This window comes from Streptomyces sp. M2CJ-2 (assembly GCF_016757295.1).
In the GTDB taxonomy this organism is placed as follows: domain Bacteria; phylum Actinomycetota; class Actinomycetes; order Streptomycetales; family Streptomycetaceae; genus Streptomyces.
Window position 1 is genome coordinate 1 of record NZ_JAESIF010000030.1, and the last position, 22,395, is coordinate 22,395.

Here is a 22,395-nt window from a genome sequence, read left to right on the forward strand (position 1 = left end):
GCATGACCAGCGAGGATGTCGACCTGCGCTGGCAGGCGTTCTTGCGCAGATTCGATCTGGAGCACACCTTCCGCATGATCAAGCAGACGCTCGGCTGGACCCGGCCGAAACTCCGCAGCCCCGAGGCGGCCGACCGCTGGACCTGGCTGGTCATCGCCGCCCACACTCAGCTCCGCCTCACCCGTGATGCCGCCGCCGACCTCCGCCATCCCTGGGAGAAACCGGCCGAGCCCGGCCGGCTCACCCCCGCCCGCGTCCGGCGCGGGTTCCGGAACATCCGCCCGCACCTTCATAGCCCGGCCCGCGCACCGAAACCCTCAACACCCGGGCCGGGCAGACCACGTGGCTCGAAGAACCGCCACCCAGCAACCCGCCATGACGTCGGTAAAACGACCAGACGTCCCGAGAGCATCACTGAACGGAATCAGTCCAAAGGTCGCAAAGGTTAAATTTCAAGCTCAGAGCCTGTGGACGAACCCCCGCCCGGGCCCGAGGGGCCTGGCACCTCCTCCCCCAAGCTCTTCGAGCAGGGGGGACCCCCACGCGTTGTCGTCAGTCGCGATGGCTCCGCCATCACTCCCTCCTCCGCCTCGGATTCGAAGGCACCAGGCCCCTCGGGCTGATCCGAACGGGGGTTCGTCCACAGGCTCTCAGGCATGAGGGTCACTTTACGACCGCTCGCGCGGTGCGCCCGCGCTGTCGTCCGGGCTGCGGGCAGGATGGTCGTCATGAGTTCTGCATCCGCTGGATCCGCCGGCTCCTCCCGGTCCTCCCGGCCCTCCCGCATCGCGGTGGCCGGCGCGTCCGGTCTCATCGGCGGCGCGCTCGTACGGTCCCTGACCGCCGACGGGCACACGGTGGTGCGCCTGGTGCGGGCCGAGCCGCGCGCGGCGGACGAGGTCCGGTGGGACCCGGAGCGCGGCACCGTGGACGCGGCCGGTCTCGCCGGGTGCGACGCCGTGGTCAATCTCGCCGGTGCCGGGGTGGGCGACCGGCGCTGGACGCCCGCGTACAAGGAGCGGATCCGCACCGGCCGGGTGCGGGGCACGGCGGCGCTCGCCGAGGCCCTCGCCGGACTCGCACGGGACGTACGGCCCCGGGTGTTCGTCAACGGCAGCGCGATCGGCTACTACGGCGAGACCGGTGAGCGGACCGTCGACGAGAGCGCGCCGGCGGGCACGGGCTTCCTGCCGGAGCTGTGCGTCGAGTGGGAGGCCGCGGCAGCGCCGGCGCGGCAGGCGGGGGTGCGGACGGCGTTCGCCCGGACCGGTCTTGTGGTGGCCCGCGAGGGCGGGGCGTGGGCCAGGCTCTTCCCCCTGTTCCGGGCCGGACTGGGCGGGCGGCTGGGCGACGGGCGTCAGTACTGGTCATTCGTCGCGCTGCACGACGAGGTGGCCGCCCTGCGTCATCTCCTCGACACCGACGGGCTGTCGGGGCCGTTCAACCTGACCGCGCCGCATCCGGTGACCAACCGTGAGATCACCGAGGCGATGGCGCGCGTGCTGCACCGGCCGGCGGTGTTCGCGGTGCCCGCGCCGGTGTTGCGGACCGTGCTCGGCGAGATGGCCGGGGATGTGCTGGGCAGTGCCCGGGTGCTGCCGACCCGGCTGCTGGAGTCGGGGTTCCGTTTCGCCTTCCCGGAGATCGACGGCGCGATCCGCGCGGCCCTGTGACCCCCCGTCAGTGCACCTGGGTCACGGTCCTCCCGCCTTGAGGGGCGGGCGGCCGGGGCGTGGAGGGCCGGTGGCCGAAGCCGGTGCGCCCCCGGGGGCCGTGCGGTGGCCGTCCGGCGTGTGTGTGCGACCGCCGTGCGCCCGTGCCCCTGCCGATGCGCGACGCCACACGATCCGCCACGGACCTAACCTCGACCAGAACTCGGGTATTCCTGGGGCCTGTTGGGGGCATCACGTCTCCAGCGTCCGCGCAACCTCGAGGAGGGGCACGTGCTTGAGCCCACGTACCAGGCGGACGTCGTCGTCGTGGGGGCCGGGGTCGCCGGACTCTCCGCGGCGCGACGCCTGACCAGCGCTGGAGTCACCACCGTGGTCCTTGAAGCCGCCCATACCGTGGGCGGCCGGATGGCGACCGACAAGGTCGACGGCTTCCGGCTCGACAGAATCGGGCAGTTGCTGTCCACGGCGTATCCCGAACTGCGGCCGGCCGCCGACTGGAACGGGCTCGCCCTGCGCCCGTTCGCACCCGGCGTTCTGCTGCACAGCGGCGGACGCCACCACCGGGCCGGCGTACCGATCGGTGCGAGGGGCGCAAGGGGCGCACTCCACACGGTGCGCGCCCTCGCGAGCGCCCCCCGGGCGGGGGCCGCGTCCAGGAGGCCTGCGGCCGTTCCCGGACGGCAGGTGTCCACGCCCCGGAGCCGGACCGGCGCCCCGCTGGGCACGGCCGTCGACCAGGCCCGCCTGGGCGCCGCGTTCACCCGGCTGGCCGGCACTCCGGTGGAACGGCTGCTGGCCCGGCCCGAGTCGACCGCCGCCGAGGCACTCACCGCCCGGGGCCTGCCGGCCCGCACTGTCGACGGCTTCCTCCGCCCGCTGCTCGCCGCCCTGCTGTGCGACCCGGACCTCACCACGTCGAGCCGGTGCGCGGATCTCGCGCTGCGCGCCTTCGCGGCCGGGCGGCTGTGCGTGCCGGAGGGCGGTGCGGAGGCGCTGCCGGAACTGCTGGCGCGGGGGCTGCCGCCGGGGACGGTGCACACGGGCGTCCGGGTCACCTCCGTCTCCACGACGTCGGTGACCACCGCCGAGCACGGCGAGTTCCGCTGCCGCGCGGTGCTGGTCGCGACGGACGCGCGGGCCGCCGCCCGGCTGCTGCCGGGACTGCGGGTGCCGGACTTCCACCCGGTGACGGTGGTGCACCACGCCACCGAGGAGCCCCCGGAGACCGGCGCCTCGCTGCTCCTGGACTCCGACCGGGGCGGACCGGTGGCGCACACGGCGGTGGTCAGCCGGGTCGACCCGTCCCGGGCCCCGGCCGACCGCGCGCTGGTCTCGTCCACGGTCCTGGGCCCGCCCGGCGCCCAGATCGACACCGGTGTGCGCATGCATCTGGCCAGGCTGTACGGCACGTCGACGGCGCGCTGGGAGACGCTCGGGGTGTATCACACCGCGGACGCCGTCCCGGCCATGCGGCCGCCGCACGATCTGCGGCGGCCGGTGCGGCTGCTGGCGGGCCTGTACGTGTGCGGCGACCACCGGGACACCAGCACCGTGCAGGGCGCCCTGCACTCGGGCCGCCGTGCCTCGGCCGCGATCCTCGCGGACCTCGGCGCGGGCCGTCCGATGCACAGGGCGGACCCCCTCCCCACGGCCCGGGCGGCCTGACCGGCCGCTCCCCCCAGCCGCCCCGCGTCCCTTCGGTGACCACCCCCGGAGGGACGTGGTGGCCCCAACCACGCACCACCGCGGTGCCTCAGCCGCGGTGACTCAGCAGTACGCCGCGATCCTGTCGCGGTAGACGCGTACCGGTGCCGTGTCGCGGTAGGGCTCCAGTCTGCGTTCGAAGTCCCGGACGTACTCCACGGCCCGTACCGAGCGCATCTCGGACGCCTGGCCGGCCGCCTCGGCGGCGAGCAGGCAGGCCTGGTCGAGTTCGCCGAGGCCGAGGCGTGCGGTGGCGAGGACGACCCGGCAGAACAGGCGGCTGCGGGCGTATCCGGGGGCGCGCAGCTGCAGCGAGCGCTCCGCGTGCTGGGCCGCGGCGCGGAACTGCTGGAGGTCACGGTGGCAGTGGCCGAACTCGTCGGCGAGCTGGGCCTCGTCGAAGAACCGCACCCAGTGCGGGACCTCGTCGCCGGGCCGGGCGTTCTCCAGGGCGCGTTCGGCGCGCACCAGGGCCGCGGTGCAGGCCCGGACCTCGCCGAGCACGCCGTGCCCCCGTGCCTCGACCGCGTGCAGCAGGGCCTGCACGGCGGGCGGGGCGGAGCCGCCCGCGCCCTGCTGGGCCACTCGGGCGAGCTGCACCGCCTCCCGCCCGTGGCCGAGGTAGACGGCCTGACGGCTCATGGTGACCAGCACGTACGCGCCGTAGGTCCGGTCCGCGGCGGCCTGCGCGAGGCGGAGCGCCTGCACGAAGTAGCGCTGGGCGAGTCCGTGCGCGCCGATGTCGTACGACGTCCAGCCGGCCAGCCGGGTCAGGTCGGCGACGGCGGCGAACAGGCGGCGGCCTGTCTGCTCACCGTAGGTGCCGCGCAGCATCGGCTCGCACTCGTGCTCCAGGTAGCGCACCAGGGCCTGGCGGGCGTGGCCGCCGCCGTAGGCGTCGTCGAGGGTGCGGAACAGCTCGCAGACCGAGCGCAGCGCGGCGATGTCCCCGCCGGTGACCCGCTGACCGGGGCCGCGCTCGGCCGGCTGGCGGCGGGTGCCGAGCTCGGGCGGCCCGGTGGGGCGGCCGACCGAACGGGCCTGGGCCGGGACGCGGACCGGCGGCTCGAGGCGGGCCACCTTCTCGTCGGCGCGGCCGATGAGCCAGTCCCGGCTGGGCACGACGAGCCCGGCCGAGGTGAAGGCGATCTTGCGCAGCTCGGCGTGGCTGCCGGAGTCCTTGCGCCACAGCCCGCTGACGATGTCGACGGCCTCCTCCGGGGAGGCGGCGAACTCCAGACCCGCGTAGACGGGGGCGCAGGCGTCCAGGCCGAGGTCCTGGGCGGTGAGCCGGCGGCCGAGGCGCCGGGTGAAGACCTCGGCGATCAGCGCGGGCGTGGCCCCCCTGGGCTGCTGCCCGCGCAGCCAGCGGGTGACGGAGGTCTTGTCGTATCTCAGGTCCAGCCCGTGTTCGAGACCCAGCTGGTCCACGCGACGGGCGAGTCCCGCGTTGGAGAATCCCGCTTCTGCGATGAGCGCGGCGAGCTGACGGTTGGGGGTGCGCTGCGCGGGTCGTTCCGTCATCTGTGGTGCGGTCTCCTGCCTTCCGGCGAACGTTGATGCCCGGATCACCTGTGAGCAGCCCTTATGGCCTTCTGGACGGCGCGAATGTAGCGGAGAGTGAACGCCTGGTCGCAGATTTCGATCCGCATTCATCCGATCGTGTGAGGATTTCCCCCGAGGCTGACGGGCAGCGACCGGCACGGGGCCCGCACGCGCGCCGGACGCGCGCCGCACGGGCGCCGGAAATGCCACCGGAGCCACCCCCGGAACCACCACCGAAAGGAAAGCCGGTCGTACGGTCGTACAGTGGCTTGGGCGCCTTTCGTGCCTTACCGCGCTCTGCGTCGTTCTGCGTCGTTCTGCGTTCCATGTTTGTTCTGCCTTACTACCTTCCGGGAGGCGCTCGCCGTGAGTGAGTTGCGGTTCGTCCGAATGGGCTTCGGGGCCGAGGCCGTCGACTACCAGGTGGCCTGGGACGAGCAGCGCCGGGTGCACGCGGCACGGTTCGCCGACGAGGTGCCCGACACCGTCATCCTGCTGGAGCACCCCCCGGTCTACACGGCCGGCCGGCGCACCCAGGACAGTGAGCGCCCCCTCGACGGCACCCCGGTCATCGACGTGGACCGCGGCGGCAAGATCACCTGGCACGGCCCCGGCCAGCTGGTGGGCTACCCGATCCAGAAGCTGCCCCGCCCGGTGGACGTGGTCGCCCATGTCCGGCGCCTGGAGGAGGCCCTGATCCGCACCTGCGCGGAGTTCGGCGTGGAGACCACCCGGGTCGAAGGACGCAGCGGTGTGTGGGTGCTCGGCGACCCGGTGGAGCAGCGCCCGGCGCTCGGCGGGCTCTCCCTGGACTTCGACCCCCGCCTGCACGACGAGGAGTTCGACCCGCGGCTGAACGGTCCCCAGTACGCCCCCTCCAACGCCGGCCAGCGCCGCGAGGACCGCAAGATCGCCGCGATCGGCATCCGGGTGGCCAAGGGCGTCACGATGCACGGTTTCGCGCTCAACGTGCAGCCCGACAACAAGTGGTTCGACCGGATCATCCCCTGCGGCATCCGCGACGCGGGCGTCGCCTCCCTCGCGAGCGAACTGGGCCGCGACATCACGATCGAGGAGGTGCTCCCCGTGGTGGAGCGGCATCTGCGCGACATCCTGGAGCACGCCGACCTCAAGCCGCGGGAGATCGTCCGCGCCACCGCCTGACCCGGCGGTCACGACCGTCCGACGCGGCGGGAATGGGCCCCGGGTCTCGGAGGTTGGCCTGACCGTCAGGCCCGTCAAACACGGGCGTACCCTGGTGTACGCCGAAGAATCGAAGCTAGGGAGCCGACGTGTCCGCAGTCGCACCGGACGGACGCAAGATGCTGCGCCTGGAGGTCCGCAACAGCCAGACCCCGATCGAGCGCAAGCCCGAGTGGATCAAGACCCGGGCGAAAATGGGGCCCGAGTACACGAAGATGCAGAACCTCGTCAAGAGCGAGGGCCTGCACACGGTCTGCCAGGAAGCCGGCTGCCCGAACATCTACGAGTGCTGGGAGGACCGCGAGGCGACCTTCCTCATCGGTGGCGACCAGTGCACCCGGCGCTGCGACTTCTGCCAGATCGACACCGGCAAGCCCGAGGCGCTCGACCGTGACGAGCCGCGCCGCGTGGGCGAGTCCGTGGTCACCATGGACCTGAACTACGCCACCATCACCGGCGTCGCCCGCGACGACCTGGAGGACGGCGGCGCCTGGCTGTACGCCGAGACCGTGCGCCAGATCCACGCGCAGACCGCCGGGCGCGCGGACGGCCGCACCAAGGTCGAGCTGCTGGCCCCCGACTTCAACGCGGTCCCGGAGCAGCTGGAAGAGGTCTTCTCCTCCCGTCCCGAGGTGTTCGCGCACAACGTCGAGACGGTGCCCCGCATCTTCAAGCGGATCCGTCCCGGCTTCCGCTACGACCGCTCCCTGAAGGTCATCACCGCCGCCCGGGACCACGGCCTGGTGACCAAGTCGAACCTGATCCTCGGCATGGGCGAGACCCGCGAGGAGATCAGCGACGCGCTCCGGCAGCTGCACGACGCCGGCTGCGAGCTGGTCACCATCACGCAGTACCTGCGCCCGTCGGTGCGGCACCACCCCGTCGAGCGCTGGGTGAAGCCGCACGAGTTCGTGGAGCTGAAGGAGGAGGCCGAGCAGATCGGCTTCTCCGGTGTGATGTCCGGCCCGCTGGTCCGCTCCTCGTACCGGGCCGGCCGCCTCTACCGGATGGCGGTCGAGAAGCGCGGTGCGTACATCGCCGCCCAGGCCGTCTGACGCCGCGTCCCCGCGCCCCGCACTCGCACGGGACGCGGGGGGACACCGCGATGCGGTGTGCGGCATGCGTGTGAACTCGCGCACAAGAAACTACTGGCCAGTAATGGCCGAGACGACGCGGTCCCGGCCGTCCTCGCAGATGAGGGCGTACGCCGGGGCCGTGTCGGCGTTCGCGAGGCTCGAACCGGGGCTTCATGTGCGTTTGACCGGGGGGTCACGCCCTGGTAACACCAATCAGTGACCCTGGAATCACGGCACGTGCACCCGCGCTCACAGCCGCACCCACTGTCGTACCCGTACCCGTACCCGAAGACGCTTCGAGGAGGACCTCCACGATGCAGGCCGCGCCGGTCCGCGCCACCGCCATCCCGTCCTTCGGCACCGCGCTGCGCGCCGTCGAGTCGCTGCTGATGAGCAGCGGCCAGCGCACCGCCCGTCGCAACGCCTGGACCTCCGTCCTGGAGGACCGCCGTCGCGCCAAGGACCGGGTGGAGGCGGAGCGCGTACTCGACCAGTCCCCGACCGCCACCGGTCTCTGAGCTTCCGAAGGCACTGCCGTCGTCCTCGCTTCCGGGGGCACGTAGACTTCGTGACATGGCGAGGAAGGAAACCGCAGCGGACGCTGCGAACCCCGGGCGACTGAAACAGATCGCTCTGACTTACAAGATGACCCGCAGGGTCGACAAGAAGATCGGCCTTGTACTCGCGGCTATCGGAATCGTCACCTTCGGTGTCTTCCTCGCGATCGGCTTCCTGATCGGTCACCCCGTTTATCTCGGCATCCTGGGCTTCCTGCTCGCCTTCCTCGCGACGGCGATCGTGTTCGGGCGCAGGGCCGAGCGGGCTGCCTTCGGCCAGATGGAGGGACAGCCGGGCGCCGCCGCGGCCGTGCTGGACAACGTCGGCCGGGGCTGGTCGACGACTCCCGCGGTCGCGATGAACCGCAACCAGGACGTGGTGCACCGCGCGGTCGGCAAGGCCGGCATCGTGCTGATCGCCGAGGGCAACCCGAACCGGGTGAAGAGCCTGCTCGCCGCCGAGAAGAAGCGGATGAACCGCATCGTCGCGGACGTCCCGGTGCACGACATGATCGTGGGCACGGGCGAGGGCCAGGTCGAGCTGAAGAAGCTGCGCACGACCATGCTCAAGCTGCCCCGTGTCCTCACCGGCCCGCAGGTCACCGTGACCAACGACCGGCTGCGCGCACTGGGCGACCTGATGAGCAACATGCCGCTCCCGAAGGGCCCCATGCCCAAGGGCATGAAGCTCCCGAAGGGCGGCGGCCCGAAGTCCCGCTGAAGCCGCCGTACACACGGTGCACGACGAGGGGCGCCCGGAAGGTTTCCGGGCGCCCCTCGTCGTGCACGACGGTCCTGCCTGTTGCTCCGCTGTCGCTGTCCTTCGAGGTCCTTCGAGGTCCTTCGGGTCCGGCTAGATCCGGACCTCGACCGTGCGGGCCAGTCGGTCGTGCAGGCCGCGGCCGTCGCGGTCCCAGACCAGGGCGGGGATCGCGAGGCAGAGGAGCGCGGAGCGGACCAGGCCGCGCAGCGGCTGCACCCGGCCGCTGTCCACGGCGACGACGCGCAGACCGAACAGGCGCTTGCCGGGAGTGAACCCGACCGTACCGACGGTGAGAACGCTCAGCACGAAGAACACCAGCAGCGTCCAGTTGCTGGTCGCCTGCCCGTGGAAGCCGTGGGTGATCAGGCCGGATGCGACCAGCGCGCACAGGCCCCAGTCGACGGCCAGCGCGCCCAGCCTTCGGCCCGGACGGGCGATGGAGCCCGGCCCGTCCTCCGGCAGCCCGAGCTGCTCACCCCGGTATCCGAAGTCGGCGCCGGCTTCTTCCAGGGCCGCGCGCGGCCCGGAAAGCCACGATCCGATTGCCTGCCTGTTGTCCACCCCTACACGGTACTGCGCCGGAATACGGCCGGAGGACAGCGGGGTGCGGGCCGGGCCCGGGACGAGGCGCGACGACGACGTGTGTCCGGACTACCGTGGGGAATGCGCTGGTTAACTTGTGCGAAACAAATGGGTCACGCCGGAGAAATGCCCCGTCCCTAGGGTCGAGTACAACGCGGGCCACCTGCACCGGCCGCACGAACGATCTACCACCCCGGCGGGACGGTCGGGAGTAGGAGGAGCTGGATGTTCCAGAACGCCGACGAGGCCAAGAAGTTCATCGCGGACGAGGACGTCAAGTTCATCGACGTCCGCTTCTGCGACCTCCCGGGTGTGATGCAGCACGTCACGGTGCCCGCCGAAGCGTTCGACCCGGACGAGGAGCTGGCCTTCGACGGATCCTCGATCCGTGGTTTCCAGGCCATCCACGAGTCCGACATGGCGCTGCGCGCGGACCTCTCGACCGCGAGGCTCGACGCGTTCCGCCGCGACAAGACGCTGAACATCAACTTCTTCATCCACGACCCGATCACGGGCGAGCAGTACTCCCGCGACCCGCGCAACGTGGCCAGGAAGGCCGAGGCGTACCTGGCCTCCACCGGCATCGCGGACACCGCGTTCTTCGGCCCCGAGGCCGAGTTCTACGTCTTCGACAGCGTGCGCTTCAAGACGGCCGAGAACGAGTCCTTCTACCACATCGACTCCGAGGCGGGCGCCTGGAACACCGGCGCGCTGGAGGACAACCGCGGCTACAAGGTCCGCTACAAGGGCGGCTACTTCCCGGTCCCGCCGGTCGACCACTTCGCCGACCTGCGCGCCGAGATCTCGCTGGAGCTGGCCCGGTCCGGCCTGAAGGTCGAGCGCCAGCACCACGAGGTGGGCACCGCCGGCCAGGCCGAGATCAACTACAAGTTCAACACCCTGCTCGCCGCCGCCGACGACCTGCAGCTCTTCAAGTACATCGTGAAGAACGTCGCCTGGCGCAACGGCAAGACCGCGACCTTCATGCCGAAGCCGATCTTCGGTGACAACGGCTCGGGCATGCACGTCCACCAGTCGCTGTGGGCGGGTGGCGAACCGCTGTTCTACGACGAGCAGGGCTACGCGGGCCTGTCGGACATGGCCCGCTACTACATCGGTGGCATCCTCAGGCACGCCCCGTCGCTGCTGGCGTTCACCAACCCGACGGTGAACTCCTACCACCGCCTGGTGCCGGGCTTCGAGGCCCCGGTGAACCTGGTGTACTCGCAGCGCAACCGTTCCGCCGCGATGCGTATCCCGATCACCGGCTCGAACCCGAAGGCCAAGCGCGTCGAGTTCCGCGCCCCGGACGCCTCCGGCAACCCCTACCTGGCGTTCTCGGCCCTGCTGCTCGCGGGCCTGGACGGCATCAAGAACAAGATCGAGCCGGCCGAGCCGATCGACAAGGACCTCTACGAGCTGGCTCCCGAGGAGCACGCCAACGTGGCCCAGGTCCCGACCTCCCTCACCGCCGTCCTCGACCACCTCGAGGCCGACCACGAGTTCCTCCTCCAGGGAGACGTCTTCACGACCGACCTGATCGAGACCTGGATCGACCTGAAGCGCACCAGCGAGATCGCCCCCCTGGCCCTCCGCCCGCACCCGCACGAGTTCGAGCTGTACTTCGACGTGTGATCCACTGACGCGCACGCGTCCCAGCCGTACGGCGCCCCTGTTCCTGTGCTTCCAGGAGCAGGGGCGTCTCGCGTTTCCGGAACGTGCTTTCCTCGGCGAGGCCGGAGAGGGATGATGGAAAACTGACACTGCTGTTCGAGAGAGGTTCACGGGGATGCCCGAAAGGGACGACGAGGAGCGCGAGTTCGACATCAAGTGGGCGGACGGGGCCGAGCACAAGGAGCCGTCGGCCCGCGCCCGGATGCTCACCGCGCGCTGGAAGGACAACCCGCCCGGCCCGGTCCCGTTCCGCGGCGAGCCGGAGTACCGGGGGTCCCGGCGGTCGTCGCCCCGGGGCTCGTCGTCCTGGGTGTCCACGGCCGTGGTCCTCGGCTGCGTCGCCGCAGTGATCGTGTTCCTCGGTTACATCAACTTCCGCCCGTACTGATCAGCACGGGATGAACGAGGGCGTCATCAGCGGGGAGACGGCGGCGGCGCGCCTGGCCCGGGGGGCCGCCCTCGGTGAGGTGCTGGACCTCGCCGACCCGAGTGGGAGTGCCTGGATCTCGCTGGACGAGGGCGTGCGCGCGTCGGCGTGGTACTGGCCCGCGCCGCTGCCGGACGCGGGGGCCGTGGAACTGCCGGAAGAGTCGTGGCTGGCTCTGGCGTTGTGCCATCCCGACGGGCGGATACGCGAGCGTGCGCTGGCCGGGGTGGCGGAGCGCCCCGTGCTGCTGCCCCTGCTCGTCGTGCGTGCCGCCGACTGGGCGGCGCCCGTACGCGAACGGGCCCGGCAGTTGCTGGGCGAGACCCTCGCCGGGGAGGTGAGTGCCGAGACGGTCGTCTCCCTCGCACCGCTGGTTCTGCGGGTCGCCCGCCGCGAGCGCGGGGACTTCGGTCTCGAACTGCTCGGCACCGCGCTCCGCCGGGCTCCGCGCGAGCTGTTGCTGCCCCTGCGCACTCACCCCGACCGTCTCCTGCGCCGGTTCACCTTCCGGGCGGCCGTCGAAGGGGGTCTCCTCTCCCCCGGCGAGCTGGCCCGCCACGCCGCCCGGGACGACGACGCGGTCGTCCAGGCCCTCTGTGCCGACGCCGCCCTGGCTGCCACAAGCACCGGCGCCGGCCGGGACGACTGGGACGACGTGCTGGAGCCGCTGCTGGGCGCGCGCAACCCGCGGGCACGGTCGGCCGGTGTCACCGCGCTGAAGCGGGCCGGGCGGTCCGAGCGGGCGGTGGAGTTCCTCGCCGACCGGGCCTCGATCGTCCGGGCCTGCGCGCGGTACGTCGTGCGCCGGCACGGGACGGATCCACTGCCCTGGTACCGCGAACGGTGCGCGGACCCGGCGGACCCGGCGGTGCCGTCCGGCGCGGCCATCGGCTTGGCGGAGTGCGGACAGCGCGCCGACGCGGAACTGCTGTGGCCACTGCTCGCCCACCCGGCACCGGCGGTACGGGCACGGGCGGTGGCCGGGCTGCGCATCCTCGACGTGAGCGACACGGAGCAGTTGTTGCCGCTGCTCGACGACCCCGCGTCCGGTGTGGTGCGGGAGGCGGCCACCGCTCTGCTTCCCTTCTCCGGGTCGCTCCCCGCCGACCGTCTGACGGGGTTCCTCGACACCGGGCGCCCCCGGCACGTCCGAGTCGCCGCGTTCCGGCTGCTCGATGCCCGGGGCGGGGTCATCGGGCTGCGGGCGGCGGTCAGCCTGTTGGAGGGCCCGGACGACAAACTGCGGATGTGGGCCGGACAGTCGGTGCAGCGCTGGCATCCGGCCACCGACACGCGCCCCGGGGACCCGGAGGTGGGCGAACTGCTCGACCGGGCCGGCCATCTGTTCAGCGAGCACGTCCTGAAGCGACGCAAGTGGGAGGCGGGGCTGTCCTCCTGAGACAGACCCCGCCCGTCGACCCTGGCGGCTAGCGGTTGGAGCGCATGAAGGTGCGGACCATGCGGCAGGTCGTGTGCGACGGCGGGTGTATGCCGATCAGCTCCGCCGTGCTGCGTATCGTCTCGTCGGGTGCCTGGTCGGGCAGGTAGACGCCGGAGTCGAGCAGGGCGATGGCCAGCCGCATCGCCTTGAGCCGGCGGTTGTGCGTGACGTACCACTCCCGCGGGCGGCCCGGCGGCAGCGGTCGCTTCTCGACGGGCGCGCAAGGCGTTTCGAGCAGGACGGGACGCTTCGCGGTGGACTGGGTGGGCAGGGGCTTCGGCTTCAGTGCGGCAGCGGGCACGGCATCCTCCTGTCGCGGTCAGGGCGCCCACCGAGATCCACGCCGATCCCGGTGACACCCTCGAACACTGCATCCAGTTTACTGCCCGGCACTGACATCCGGGGCTCCGGAACGGTGGTCGAATGCCCAGGTGAAGAAGGGGTTCCGGCTGCGGAACGCCTGGTTCGGAAGGTGTCCCCGAGACCACGGGAAATTCGAACAACGGCTTGGCGGAGCGGAGGGGGCGTACGGTGAGCGGCATGGAGATCTGGATCAATCCGGCCTGTTCCAAGTGCCGTAGCGCCCTCACCCTGCTGGACGCCGAGGGCGCCGACTACACCGTCCGCCGTTATCTGGAGGACGTGCCGAGTCAGGGCGAGATCCGTGAGGTGCTGGAGCGGCTGGGGCTGGAGCCGTGGGACATCACCCGTACGGGGGAGGCGGCCGCCGAGGAACTCGGGCTCAGGGAGTGGCCGCGGGACGCCGGCTCGCGGGAGCGCTGGATCGCGGCGCTCGCCGAGCACCCCGAGCTGATCCAGCGCCCGATCATCACGGCCGAGGACGGCACGGCGGTCGTGGCCCGCAGCGAGGAGGCGGTACGGGACGCCCTGTCCCGTCAGACGCCGTCCCGTCAGACGCCCGACGCCTGACGCCGAGACCAGGCGGCGTGTGACGCAGGCCACTTCGGGGAGTCGGCCGGACCGCTGAGTAACTTCGTTCGGCATCTCGTACATAGCGGCGTACGTTCCCCTACCGCTTCAGGAGGCGCGCATGTCGCGCAGGAGAACTCTCGGCCCCAAGAAGAAGCTCGCGTTGCTGCTGAGCGCCGCGACGGTGGCCGGTGGCGGTGCCTTCGTCATGGCGACCACGTCGAACGCCTCCCAGACGGCGGCGCCCACCACCAAGTCGGCGGCCGACTCGACGGTCTGCCAGGGTCTCGCCACGGCGCTCGGCAACAACCAGAAGTTCATCGAGGGCCAACGGGCCAATCCCGATGCGCAGTCCGAGGCGCGGATCGCCAACCGCGAAGCGGTCATCGCGGAGATCGAGCTCAAGCAGAGGGCGTCCGGGTGCGCGGTTGGGGAGTCGGCTCAGGACTCTCAGCCCGCACAGCCGGAGCAGCCCGCACAGCCCGCCCCCGGTGAACAGGCCGGCGGCGGCGACGCCGCACAGGACCAGGGCGGCGACGGCGCGGCGGCCTCCGGCCAGCAGGTGTGCAACGGCTCCACGGTCACCCTCTCCGGTGAGGACGGCGCCCCGGCGGCGTCCAGCAACCAGTTCCCGGCCGGGACCAAGCTGAAGGTCACCAACCTGGACAACAACAAGTCCACGACGGTGGAGGTCACCGGGGTGTCCGGCAGCTGTGCCCTGCTCAACAACGCGGCCTTCGAACAGGTCCGGGAGCCCGGCAAGTTCCTGATCCGCCGGGCGCTCATCGAGAAGGTGGGCTGACCCCGGGCCGCCACGAGTTCCCCGGGACGGAGACCCAGTTCGGGGGGCGGGGCGTGCCACGGTACCGCCCCGACCCGGGTCGCCGCCCCGGGGTGTGACGGGAGCCCTTCCCCGCTCGGCCGCCGTCGAGAGCGGGGGGGGGCTCCCTGCGTCCGGGGGAGTGAGAAGCCCTCACAGCACAGTCCACGCACAGTCCACGTGGTGAACCGAGGCTCCTGCCGGGGGCCTCGGTCTGCTTCAATGAGGGCATGGACGGTTTCCGGGAGCTCATCGCGACAGGTCGTCAGGACCTCGAGCCCTTCTGGCCCTCCCGTCAGCACGACGACTTCGACCGCGAGTGTTGCCGCGCGACGACCGCGCCGGCCCTCTGACGCCGCACTTCCCGGCCTTCCGCCGGCGCGAACCGCGTACGTCCTCGACCGGCCCGACCACGAACTCGTGGCGGTCGAGCCTTCTCGACGAACCCTTCGCGCGAAAGAGCTGACCCCTCATGGCGACCACTCGTTCCCTCTCCCCCGCGAACCCCGCGAACGCCGCGAACCCCGCGAACTCGGCGTCCTCCTCACCCGCCACCCCCATCGCGCCCCGTCCCGTCCCGACCGACGGCCGTGCCCGCCACCGGCTGCGGGCCGTCGCCCCGGACGAGGTCGTCACGGTCGCGGATCTGCTCCCTCCGGGGGCCACCTGGCTGCCCGCACCGCAGCACACCCTGCCCGTCCTGCCCGGACGCCCGCCCATGGTCGGCTACCTGGTGCTGGTCCCCGCCGACCAGCAGCCGCCGTTCCCGGTGGCGGTACCGGACACCGGCCCGTCGTCCGCCCCCGCCGCGACCACTCGGGCCGCCGAGGCCGACGAGCCGGTCCGCGTCGACACCGCACGGCGCACCGCCGAGGTGGACGGGCGGCAACTCGACCTCACCTACCTGGAGTTCGAGCTGCTCGCCCATCTCGTGGCACACCCGGGCCGGGTGCACACCCGCGACCACCTGGTCGCCACCGTGTGGGGCTACGGCCATGTGGGCGACGGCCGCACCGTCGACGTGCACGTCGCCCGGCTGCGCCGCAAGCTGGGTGCCGAGCACCGGGGCAGGATCCGGACCGTGCGCCGGGTCGGCTACAAGTACACCCCCTGAGGGCGACCCGTCCCGCTCTGCTCTGCCCTCGGCAGATCCCTGTTCCCCCCGGCCCGCCCGACCCGGCAGAGTCGGACGGTATGAGGCTTCTGATGCTGGGTGGTACGGAGTTCGCGGGACGGGCCGTGGTGGAGGCGGCGCTCGGACGGGGCTGGGAGGTGACCGTCTTCCACCGGGGGCGGCACGGGGCCCCGCCGGGCGTCCGGTCGCTGCTGGGCGACCGGACCGCCGTCGACGGTCTGGCCGCCCTGGACGAGGCGGCCGGCGAGTGGGACGTCGTCGTCGACACCTGGTCGGCCGCCCCGCGCGCCGTCCGGGACACGGCGCGGCTGCTGCGGGGCCGCGCCGGGCGGTACGTGTACGTGTCGACCTGCTCGGTGTACGAGTGGCCCGCGCCCGCCGGGTACACCGAGCAGGCCCCGGTGGTGTCGGGCGCCCGCGCGGACGCCGACCGCACCTCGTACCCGCAGGACAAGCGGGGCGGCGAACTGGCCGCCGTGGACGCCTTCGGCGCGGACCGGTCGGTGCTGGTACGGGCAGGGCTGATCCTCGGGCCCCACGAGAACGTCGGCCGGCTGCCCTGGTGGCTGAACCGGATGGCACGCGGCGGCCCGGTGCTCGCTCCGGGGCCGCGTGACCTGCCCGTCCAGTACATCGACGTCCGCGACCTCGCCGAGTGGATCCTCGGGGCGGCCGAGCGGGAGCTGAGCGGGCCGTACACCCTGATCGGCCCGCAGGGGCACGCCACGATCGGCGCACTGCTGGAGGCGTGCGCGGAGGTGACCGGGGGCGCGGCCGACCTGCGGTGGACCGCGCCGGAGGTGATCCTTCGGGCCGGCGTCGAACCGTGGACACAGCTGCCGGTGTGGGTGCCGCCGGACAGCGAAATGCACGGCGCCCTGCACTGCGCGGACGTCTCCCGGGCGGTCGCGACGGGGCTGCGCTGCCGTCCCGTCGCCGAGACCGTGGCCGACACCTGGCGCTGGCTGCGGGCCATCGGGGGAACGGCCCCCCAACGTCCGGACCGGACGTTCAAGGGGCTCGACCCGGAGGTGGAGGCGAAGGTGCTCGCGGCGGAGGGAGGCCGGGACGAACCCGGCCGTCGGCACGGCTGACGCCCCGGCAGCGGAAGGTGCCGGTGGTGACGGAACGAGCCATCGACGAGCACACCGCGAACATCTTCGCCAAACCGGGACTGGAGGTCTCGGACGACGACAACCGTCGTGTGCTGGCGGTTCTCGCGTATCTCGACCAGGGCCGGTGAAACCGGACCCGCACTCTCACTGGACGTCCGCGATCAACAACTCACCGTATTCCAGGGGGTGTTGAAACCAGAGTGCCGTACGAACTTCTCATCAATTTCCGTGACGGGTGAACACCCGCGGGGCGGCTCGCGTACTCAAGGGAGCCGCTTCACTCCTGTCGGGCGCCTCGATGCCCCGCAATGGGATGCCCCGCAAGGAAGGTCAGAGGAGTTCCATGGGACGCAATACAAGAAAACGCCGTATGCCGTTGGCCGCCAAAGCCGTGGCCGGGACGGCGGCCTTGGCGCTCGGTGGGGGCGGGCTGGTCTGGGCGAACTTCTACGCTTCGGCCGGCGAGTCGGACCCGTCGCAGAGCCGGACGAAGGCGAGCGCGGCACAGATCGCCACGATCGACTGCCCGGACGTCGGCCAGCAGCTCTCCGACGTGCCGGACCAGGCCCGCGGTGAGGTCGACGGCGAACTGGCCTCGATGGACCAGCAGATCACCGACGCCTACCAGCGTCTGGTCACCACGCGCCAGGCGCAGGCCGGGGACTCGCAGTACGTCCAGAATGCCATTCTGGGTCCGCTCAAGGACCGTCGTAAGGTGCTCCTCGACCGGATCAAGCTGGAGATCAACCGCGCGGGCGGCCAGGCCCCCGGGAACCTGGACGAACTCGCCCCCTGCTCCGGCCGCCCCGCCGACCAGCCGCAGCCGACCGACGGCCAGAACGGCGACGGTCAGGGCCAGGACAACGGTCAGGACCAGGGCCAGGACAACGGCCAGGGCCAGGGTGACGGTCAGGACCAGGGTGACGGTCAGGACCAGGGCGAGGGGCAGGCCCCGAACGACAACGGCAACGGTGCCGCGGGTCCGTTCGCCGAGGACTTCATCGACATCAACGACGTCCAGCCGAACTCGCGCAACCTCCCGAACGGTCTGGCCGCCAACGGCAGGTCCGGCTCCAAGGGCAGCTTCACCACGAAGTGCGGTGTCAACGAGAACAAGCTGTACAACAGCGACAACATCATCGTGGCCCCCGGCGTCGCGAACGGCGCGCACCACATGCACGACTACGTCGGCAACCAGAGCAACAGCTCGCTCTCCAGCGACGACGACCTGGTCGTCGCCGAGACCAGCTGCCAGAACCAGGGCGACAAGTCCTCGTACTTCTGGCCGGTGCTGCGCGTGCAGGACGGCACGCAGGAGTTCGACGCGGCCGACCAGGGTGGCGGCGCCGAGGGCAACGTCGGCAGGATCCTGCAGGCCCAGGAGGCCCAGCTCCGGTTCGTCGGCAACAAGCGGAGCAAGGTCGTCGCGATCCCGAAGCTGATGCGCATCATCACCGGTGACGCCAAGGCGTTCACCAACGGTCTCAAGAACGCCAACACCTCGTACAGCTGCACCGGCTTCGAGGACCGGCAGTCCACGGACAAGTACGTGCTGTGCCCCGAGGGCAGTCAGCTCGTGCGCACGTCCAACTTCCAGAGCTGCTGGGACGGACAGAACACCGACAGCGCCAACCACCGTGACCACGTGGCGTTCGTCCAGGCGGACGGCAGCTGCCCGAACGGCTTCAAGGCCATCCCGCAGCTCCAGGTCCGCCTGGTGTACGACGTTCCCACCCCGACCGTCGAGAACGGTCAGGTGAAGAACCCGTACGCCGTGGACAGCTTCCCCGAGCAGCTGCACAAGCCGATCACCGACCACAACGACTTCATCAACGTCATGGACGAGAGCCTGATGAACAAGGTGGTCAAGTGCATCAACAAGGGCAAGAAGTGCACGTAGTCCCCTCGGTCGCCCACTGAGAAGAGGAGGGCCGGTGGCGGGATTCCCGCCACCGGCCCTCCTCTCGTGTGCCCGGTGTGTCCGGTGCGCCCGTTCAGCCTCCGTGCCCGGCGTGGCCGGACGCGTGCGCACCGCCGCCGTGATCCATGGTGCTGTGGTCGATGCCCTCCTCCACGTCGCCGCCGAGCCGGCCGCGCAGGTCGTCGAGCACGTTCTCCTCGCCGACGGCGACCCACTTGCGGCCGACGAGGTAGAAACCGCCGTAGTCCTTGGCCATGTCGATCCACTCGCGCTGACCGCGGTCGGTGGCGAAGGTGGCCAGGACGTACTGCTCCTTGCCCTTCTTGCAGATGGCCTGACGGATCGTGTCGGCGTCGGTCTGCATGTCCGGCTTGCACTTCGCCTCGGCGGCCAGGTGCTCCAGACTGCCGGTGGCCGTGGCGGGCACCTCGCTCCCGGTTCCGCCGGACCCGCAGCCCGCCAGCGCCAGTACCGCCACCGCGCCGGTCAGCGCGAGCATCTGTCGGGTCAGCCTCATGAGTTCCTCCGGTCCTTCCGGCGACATGCCGCACGGAGCCCCGGCAAGGGGCTCTCCGCCTTCGATACGGCTCCGGCGCGCGCAGTGCTCAACGCGCACGCCGCCGAACCGGGCAATGCCCTCCCGACGGCCCAGTGACCTACCGGCCGGTTGGCTCGTTCTGCTGGGCGTGCAGTCACAGCATGCCGCCCAGCGCCCCCCGCACTCCTCCCCCGACGGCCCGGTCGTCGATGTCGAACAGGCCGAGGCCGCGCTCGCCGAGCACTATCCGCGGCTCGTCCGGCTCGCCTACCTGCTGCTGCCGCCGGGTACGGGCCGGAGCAGGCGGGTGCTGACCGCGCACGCCCTGGCCCAGCGCGCGCTGCCCCGCGGCCGCACCGCGGCACCCGTGATCCCCGCCCAGTCCGCTCAGACCGTCCCGTCCGCCGATGCCCCGCAGGCCGCCCCGTCCGCCGGGCCGGACGGCGATCCCGGGTACGCGCTGGTCCGGCTGCAGGTGGTGCGTACGGCGCTGCGGACGGGCGGGCCGCTCAGGCGGGCGCTGCTGTCGCCGCCGCTGCCCCGGGTGTGGGGGCTGCGGCTGCACCCGCGGTCCGGTGGCGCCGACGGACTCGCCCTGGACCAGCGGCTGTCCGCCCTGTCCGGACCGGCCCGCGCCGCCTACGTGCTGCGGGGCCTCGAGCGGCTCGCGGACGACGACGTGCGCAAGGTGCTCACCGACGCGGGGGTCGCCGACCCGGCCACCGCGCTGCGCGAGGCCGACGGGGTGCCGGCCGAGTACCGGCTGCTCGACTCCCCCGAGTTCGACCCCTGCTCGCTCCAGGCCCGGCCCACCGATCTGCTGCGCCGCCGCCGTCACCTGAAGGCCTCGCTGACCGCGGGGTGCGCGCTCGTCGTCTGTGGCGCGCTGCTCGGGCTGCCGGGTGACGGCTGGGGGCCCGACGGCGGCGCCGCGCCGCCGTACGCGCAGAACCCGGCCGCGCGGGCCGCCCTGGACCCGGCGGAGCTGACCCGGCTCTCCCCCGCCGTCTGGAAGACCTCCGCGCGCACCGACTTCTCCGTGTGGCCCGCCCGCGGCGACCTGACCGGTGACACCGACCTGCTGCGCCGCGCCCTCGCCGTGTGGGCCCGGCCCGGCGGACGGGTCCAGGTCTCGGCGACGCCGGGCACCCCGTCCGGCGGCCCGGCCGGGCCGCCCCAGCTGCTGTACGCGGGGACGGTCGACAGCGCGCGTGTGGTGATCCTCCACGACGGTCTGCGCATCGCCAGGTACGCCGAACCGAAGGGCGGCGTCCGGGGCGCCGTCCTCGACTTCGCCCGGGTCGACGGCGCGGACAGGGCCGGGGCGAGTGCGGTGGTGCTGAGCCGGGTCGACGGCAACGTCCGCTATCTGACGGCCCCTTGGGTACGCGAGGCCCGTCATCGGGATCTGCGCGAGCCCGACGCCGACGCAACGGACCTCACGCTCACCGATGGCGTCACCTCGCCCCTGGCCAGCCCGGCGCTGCGGGCCGGCTCGTGCACCTCGTGGAACGTGCTGGAGCTGACCGACAAGACCGGCACCCGGCTGATGACCGACCTCGCCGAGCTGGTCCCGGCCCGGCTGACCGCGGGGCGGCCCGGCGCCACCGGTGGGGCGTCCGGCACCGAGGCGCTGCGTGCCTGGGCGCCGTTCGCGTGCTCGCTGGCCTCGGTGCGTTCGGCGGGCGTACGGAGCGTGAACGCGTGGGCGTTCGCCGAGCAGCCGCTGCCGGACGGCGCGAGAGGCCCCGCGGACTGGGTGTGCACCCGGGCCGAGACCTGGCGGGGCGGTGGCAGCCGGGTGCTGGCGCAGTTCCACACGCCGGGCAGGCCGTCCGGGACGGCGGTGGCCAAGGCTGAGGACGTTCCGCAGTGCGGGGCGCGTGCGCCGCGGGTGCTGGCCGGGGTGCTGTGGAAGTCCCCGGCGGGCACCTGGTACCTGCTGGCCGCCGGCAGTCGCGGCACGAGGTCCGTCACCGCGACGGGCGGTGTCGAGGGCACCGCGCAGGGCAACCTGCTGACCGTCGAGGCCGAACAGGGCGCCCAGGCCGACCTTGTGGGCACCCTGAAGGACGGGGGCTCGATCACCGGCCTCGGCTGACCCGGTGATCACCACCGCCCGGTCCGGACCGTTCGGGTCCGGAATCGATCGGTAGGCTGGGGGTATGACTACCGGGGGACGCCGCAGAATGGGAGTCGAGGAGCGCCGGCAGCAGTTGATCGGCGTCGCCCTCGAACTGTTCAGCCGTCGCTCGCCCGACGACGTCTCCATCGATGAGATCGCCTCGGCGGCCGGTATCTCGCGCCCGCTGGTCTACCACTACTTCCCCGGCAAACTCAGCCTCTACGAGGCCGCGTTGAGGCGTGCCTCGGACGATCTCGCGTCGCGGTTCGTGGAGCCGCACGAGGGCCCGTTGGGAGCTCGGCTGCTGCGCGTGATGGGCCGGTACTTCGACTTCGTCGACGAGCACGGGCCGGGTTTCTCCGCCCTGATGCGCGGCGGCCCGGCGGTCGGCTCCTCGACCACCAACGCGCTGGTCGACTCCGTACGGCAGCGGGCGTACGAACAGATCCTGTCGCACATGGGCGCGGTGGACCCGCCCGCGCGGCTGGATCTGGTGGTGCGTTCCTGGATCTCGCTCGCCGAGTCGACGGCGCTGATCTGGCTGGACGGCCGGCGCATACCGCGGGCCGAGCTGGAGGCCCAGCTGGTGCACGACTTCGCGGCGCTCGCCGCCGTCGCCGCGGCGCACGACGAGGAGCTGAGCACGCTGCTGCGCGGCCTGCTCAAGGACGAGCCGGGTGACGGGCCGTTCGCCGACCTGGCCACCCGGCTGATCGCGCTGGCGTCCTCGTCCTGACCGGTCGCCCGGCTGCTGCTCCCCTACTTCCCTACTCCCTTACTCCCTTACTCTTCGAACTTCCGGTACGAGGCGTCGAGCTCGCGCACCTCCGCGGAGACGTGCAGGACCGTGCCGTCGAGGGACTTCACGTGCTGCCGGACCAGCTCCAGGACGGCCTCCGTGAGCCGGGCCTTGGTCTCCTCGGTCCGCCCGGGGAGCAGTCCGATGTGGACGTGCACCAAGGCGTGGCCGTCGATGTCGGGGCCGACCACGACGTCCTCGGTCCGGCGGAACCGGGTCTTGCACGCCGCCGGCCTCGCCGCCGCGATCTCCACCACGGTGGTGTGCAGGTCCCGTGCGAAGGCGGGCCGGTCGAAGTCGAAGCCGGCCTTCAGCTGATCGGAGTAGTCGACGGTGATCTGCGGCATCGGTGGGCCCTCCAGTTGCA

The 22,395-nt window shown here is 72.0% G+C and carries 22 protein-coding genes and 1 pseudogene; 18 read left to right on the forward strand and 5 right to left on the reverse strand.

What is annotated here, in order from left to right; genetic code table 11:
* From JL475_RS40175 to JL475_RS21965, 3 genes and pseudogenes are all read left to right on the forward strand, one after another.
* Positions 1 to 449: pseudogene (locus tag JL475_RS40175) on the forward strand (transposase); the annotation flags it as partial.
* Between the two features lie 279 nt (positions 450 to 728).
* Positions 729 to 1,673 (forward strand): TIGR01777 family oxidoreductase, encoded by a 945-nt coding sequence (locus tag JL475_RS21960; RefSeq protein ID WP_202279529.1) that lies wholly within the window; start codon positions 729 to 731, stop codon positions 1,671 to 1,673.
* A gap of 270 nt (positions 1,674 to 1,943) precedes the next feature.
* Complete coding sequence (locus JL475_RS21965) at positions 1,944 to 3,338, forward strand: NAD(P)/FAD-dependent oxidoreductase (RefSeq protein WP_202279530.1); 1,395 nt, start codon at positions 1,944 to 1,946, stop codon at positions 3,336 to 3,338.
* A 102-nt stretch (positions 3,339 to 3,440) separates the two neighbouring features.
* Here the strand turns inward: JL475_RS21965 and JL475_RS21970 are convergent, their stop codons facing one another.
* Entirely contained in the window at positions 3,441 to 4,901 is a 1,461-nt protein-coding gene (locus JL475_RS21970) for a regulator (protein ID WP_202279531.1), read from the reverse strand.
* Positions 4,902 to 5,288: 387 nt separating this feature from the next.
* Here JL475_RS21970 and lipB point away from each other — a divergent pair, with 387 nt between their 5' ends.
* The 4 genes from lipB (at position 5,289) to JL475_RS21990 (ending at position 8,479) form a co-directional block, all read left to right on the forward strand.
* Positions 5,289 to 6,086: a lipoyl(octanoyl) transferase LipB gene (gene lipB / locus JL475_RS21975; protein WP_202279532.1), complete on the forward strand. Its 798-nt coding sequence runs from the start codon at positions 5,289 to 5,291 to the stop codon at positions 6,084 to 6,086.
* Between the two features lie 128 nt (positions 6,087 to 6,214).
* A complete protein-coding gene (gene lipA, locus JL475_RS21980; RefSeq protein WP_202279533.1) occupies positions 6,215 to 7,180 on the forward strand; it encodes a lipoyl synthase in 966 nt (321 codons plus the stop codon).
* 335 nt (positions 7,181 to 7,515) lie between these two features.
* A complete protein-coding gene (locus JL475_RS21985) occupies positions 7,516 to 7,719 on the forward strand; it encodes a hypothetical protein (protein WP_202279534.1) in 204 nt (67 codons plus the stop codon).
* Positions 7,720 to 7,774: 55 nt separating this feature from the next.
* Positions 7,775 to 8,479, forward strand: a complete 705-nt coding sequence (locus tag JL475_RS21990) for a DUF4191 domain-containing protein (RefSeq protein WP_202279535.1) — start codon at positions 7,775 to 7,777, stop codon at positions 8,477 to 8,479.
* A gap of 132 nt (positions 8,480 to 8,611) precedes the next feature.
* Here JL475_RS21990 and JL475_RS21995 read toward each other — a convergent pair whose 3' ends face one another.
* Positions 8,612 to 9,082, reverse strand: coding sequence for an RDD family protein (locus JL475_RS21995; protein ID WP_202279536.1), 471 nt, complete (start codon positions 9,080 to 9,082; stop codon positions 8,612 to 8,614).
* 246 nt (positions 9,083 to 9,328) lie between these two features.
* Between JL475_RS21995 and glnA the strand changes: the two genes are divergently transcribed.
* The 3 genes from glnA (at position 9,329) to JL475_RS22010 (ending at position 12,603) form a co-directional block, all read left to right on the forward strand.
* The gene (gene glnA / locus JL475_RS22000; protein WP_202279537.1) at positions 9,329 to 10,738 is read left to right on the forward strand and encodes a type I glutamate--ammonia ligase; all 1,410 of its coding nucleotides are present in this window, start codon (positions 9,329 to 9,331) and stop codon (positions 10,736 to 10,738) included.
* A 154-nt stretch (positions 10,739 to 10,892) separates the two neighbouring features.
* A complete protein-coding gene (locus JL475_RS22005) occupies positions 10,893 to 11,165 on the forward strand; it encodes a hypothetical protein (RefSeq protein WP_202279538.1) in 273 nt (90 codons plus the stop codon).
* Positions 11,166 to 11,175: 10 nt separating this feature from the next.
* A complete protein-coding gene (locus tag JL475_RS22010) occupies positions 11,176 to 12,603 on the forward strand; it encodes a HEAT repeat domain-containing protein (RefSeq protein ID WP_202279539.1) in 1,428 nt (475 codons plus the stop codon).
* 28 nt (positions 12,604 to 12,631) lie between these two features.
* Here JL475_RS22010 and JL475_RS22015 read toward each other — a convergent pair whose 3' ends face one another.
* Positions 12,632 to 12,946: a hypothetical protein gene (locus JL475_RS22015; RefSeq protein ID WP_202279540.1), complete on the reverse strand. Its 315-nt coding sequence runs from the start codon at positions 12,944 to 12,946 to the stop codon at positions 12,632 to 12,634.
* Positions 12,947 to 13,185: 239 nt separating this feature from the next.
* On the opposite strand from JL475_RS22015, the gene JL475_RS22020 reads away from it, so the two are divergent.
* The 6 genes from JL475_RS22020 to JL475_RS22045 all read left to right on the forward strand — a co-directional run bounded on the left by JL475_RS22020 (position 13,186) and on the right by JL475_RS22045 (position 18,545).
* Complete coding sequence (locus tag JL475_RS22020; protein WP_202279541.1) at positions 13,186 to 13,575, forward strand: arsenate reductase family protein; 390 nt, start codon at positions 13,186 to 13,188, stop codon at positions 13,573 to 13,575.
* Positions 13,576 to 13,696: 121 nt separating this feature from the next.
* Positions 13,697 to 14,377 (forward strand): hypothetical protein, encoded by a 681-nt coding sequence (locus JL475_RS22025; RefSeq protein ID WP_202279542.1) that lies wholly within the window; start codon positions 13,697 to 13,699, stop codon positions 14,375 to 14,377.
* A 490-nt stretch (positions 14,378 to 14,867) separates the two neighbouring features.
* Positions 14,868 to 15,509, forward strand: a complete 642-nt coding sequence (locus JL475_RS22030; RefSeq protein WP_202279543.1) for a winged helix-turn-helix domain-containing protein — start codon at positions 14,868 to 14,870, stop codon at positions 15,507 to 15,509.
* An 80-nt stretch (positions 15,510 to 15,589) separates the two neighbouring features.
* Positions 15,590 to 16,624, forward strand: coding sequence for an NAD-dependent epimerase/dehydratase family protein (locus JL475_RS22035; protein ID WP_202279544.1), 1,035 nt, complete (start codon positions 15,590 to 15,592; stop codon positions 16,622 to 16,624).
* 26 nt (positions 16,625 to 16,650) lie between these two features.
* Positions 16,651 to 16,773, forward strand: a complete 123-nt coding sequence (locus tag JL475_RS41250) for a hypothetical protein (RefSeq protein WP_272932962.1) — start codon at positions 16,651 to 16,653, stop codon at positions 16,771 to 16,773.
* Between the two features lie 215 nt (positions 16,774 to 16,988).
* Positions 16,989 to 18,545 (forward strand): DUF1996 domain-containing protein, encoded by a 1,557-nt coding sequence (locus JL475_RS22045; protein WP_202279545.1) that lies wholly within the window; start codon positions 16,989 to 16,991, stop codon positions 18,543 to 18,545.
* A 94-nt stretch (positions 18,546 to 18,639) separates the two neighbouring features.
* On the opposite strand, the gene JL475_RS22050 is transcribed toward JL475_RS22045, so the two are convergent.
* Positions 18,640 to 19,083 (reverse strand): hypothetical protein, encoded by a 444-nt coding sequence (locus tag JL475_RS22050; RefSeq protein WP_202279546.1) that lies wholly within the window; start codon positions 19,081 to 19,083, stop codon positions 18,640 to 18,642.
* 169 nt (positions 19,084 to 19,252) lie between these two features.
* Here JL475_RS22050 and JL475_RS22055 point away from each other — a divergent pair, with 169 nt between their 5' ends.
* Complete coding sequence (locus JL475_RS22055; protein ID WP_202279547.1) at positions 19,253 to 21,205, forward strand: hypothetical protein; 1,953 nt, start codon at positions 19,253 to 19,255, stop codon at positions 21,203 to 21,205.
* Between the two features lie 64 nt (positions 21,206 to 21,269).
* Positions 21,270 to 21,965: a TetR/AcrR family transcriptional regulator gene (locus JL475_RS22060; protein ID WP_202279548.1), complete on the forward strand. Its 696-nt coding sequence runs from the start codon at positions 21,270 to 21,272 to the stop codon at positions 21,963 to 21,965.
* 47 nt (positions 21,966 to 22,012) lie between these two features.
* Here JL475_RS22060 and JL475_RS22065 read toward each other — a convergent pair whose 3' ends face one another.
* Entirely contained in the window at positions 22,013 to 22,375 is a 363-nt protein-coding gene (locus tag JL475_RS22065) for a 5-carboxymethyl-2-hydroxymuconate Delta-isomerase (RefSeq protein WP_202279549.1), read from the reverse strand.
* Positions 22,376 to 22,395: the final 20 nt, after the last annotated feature.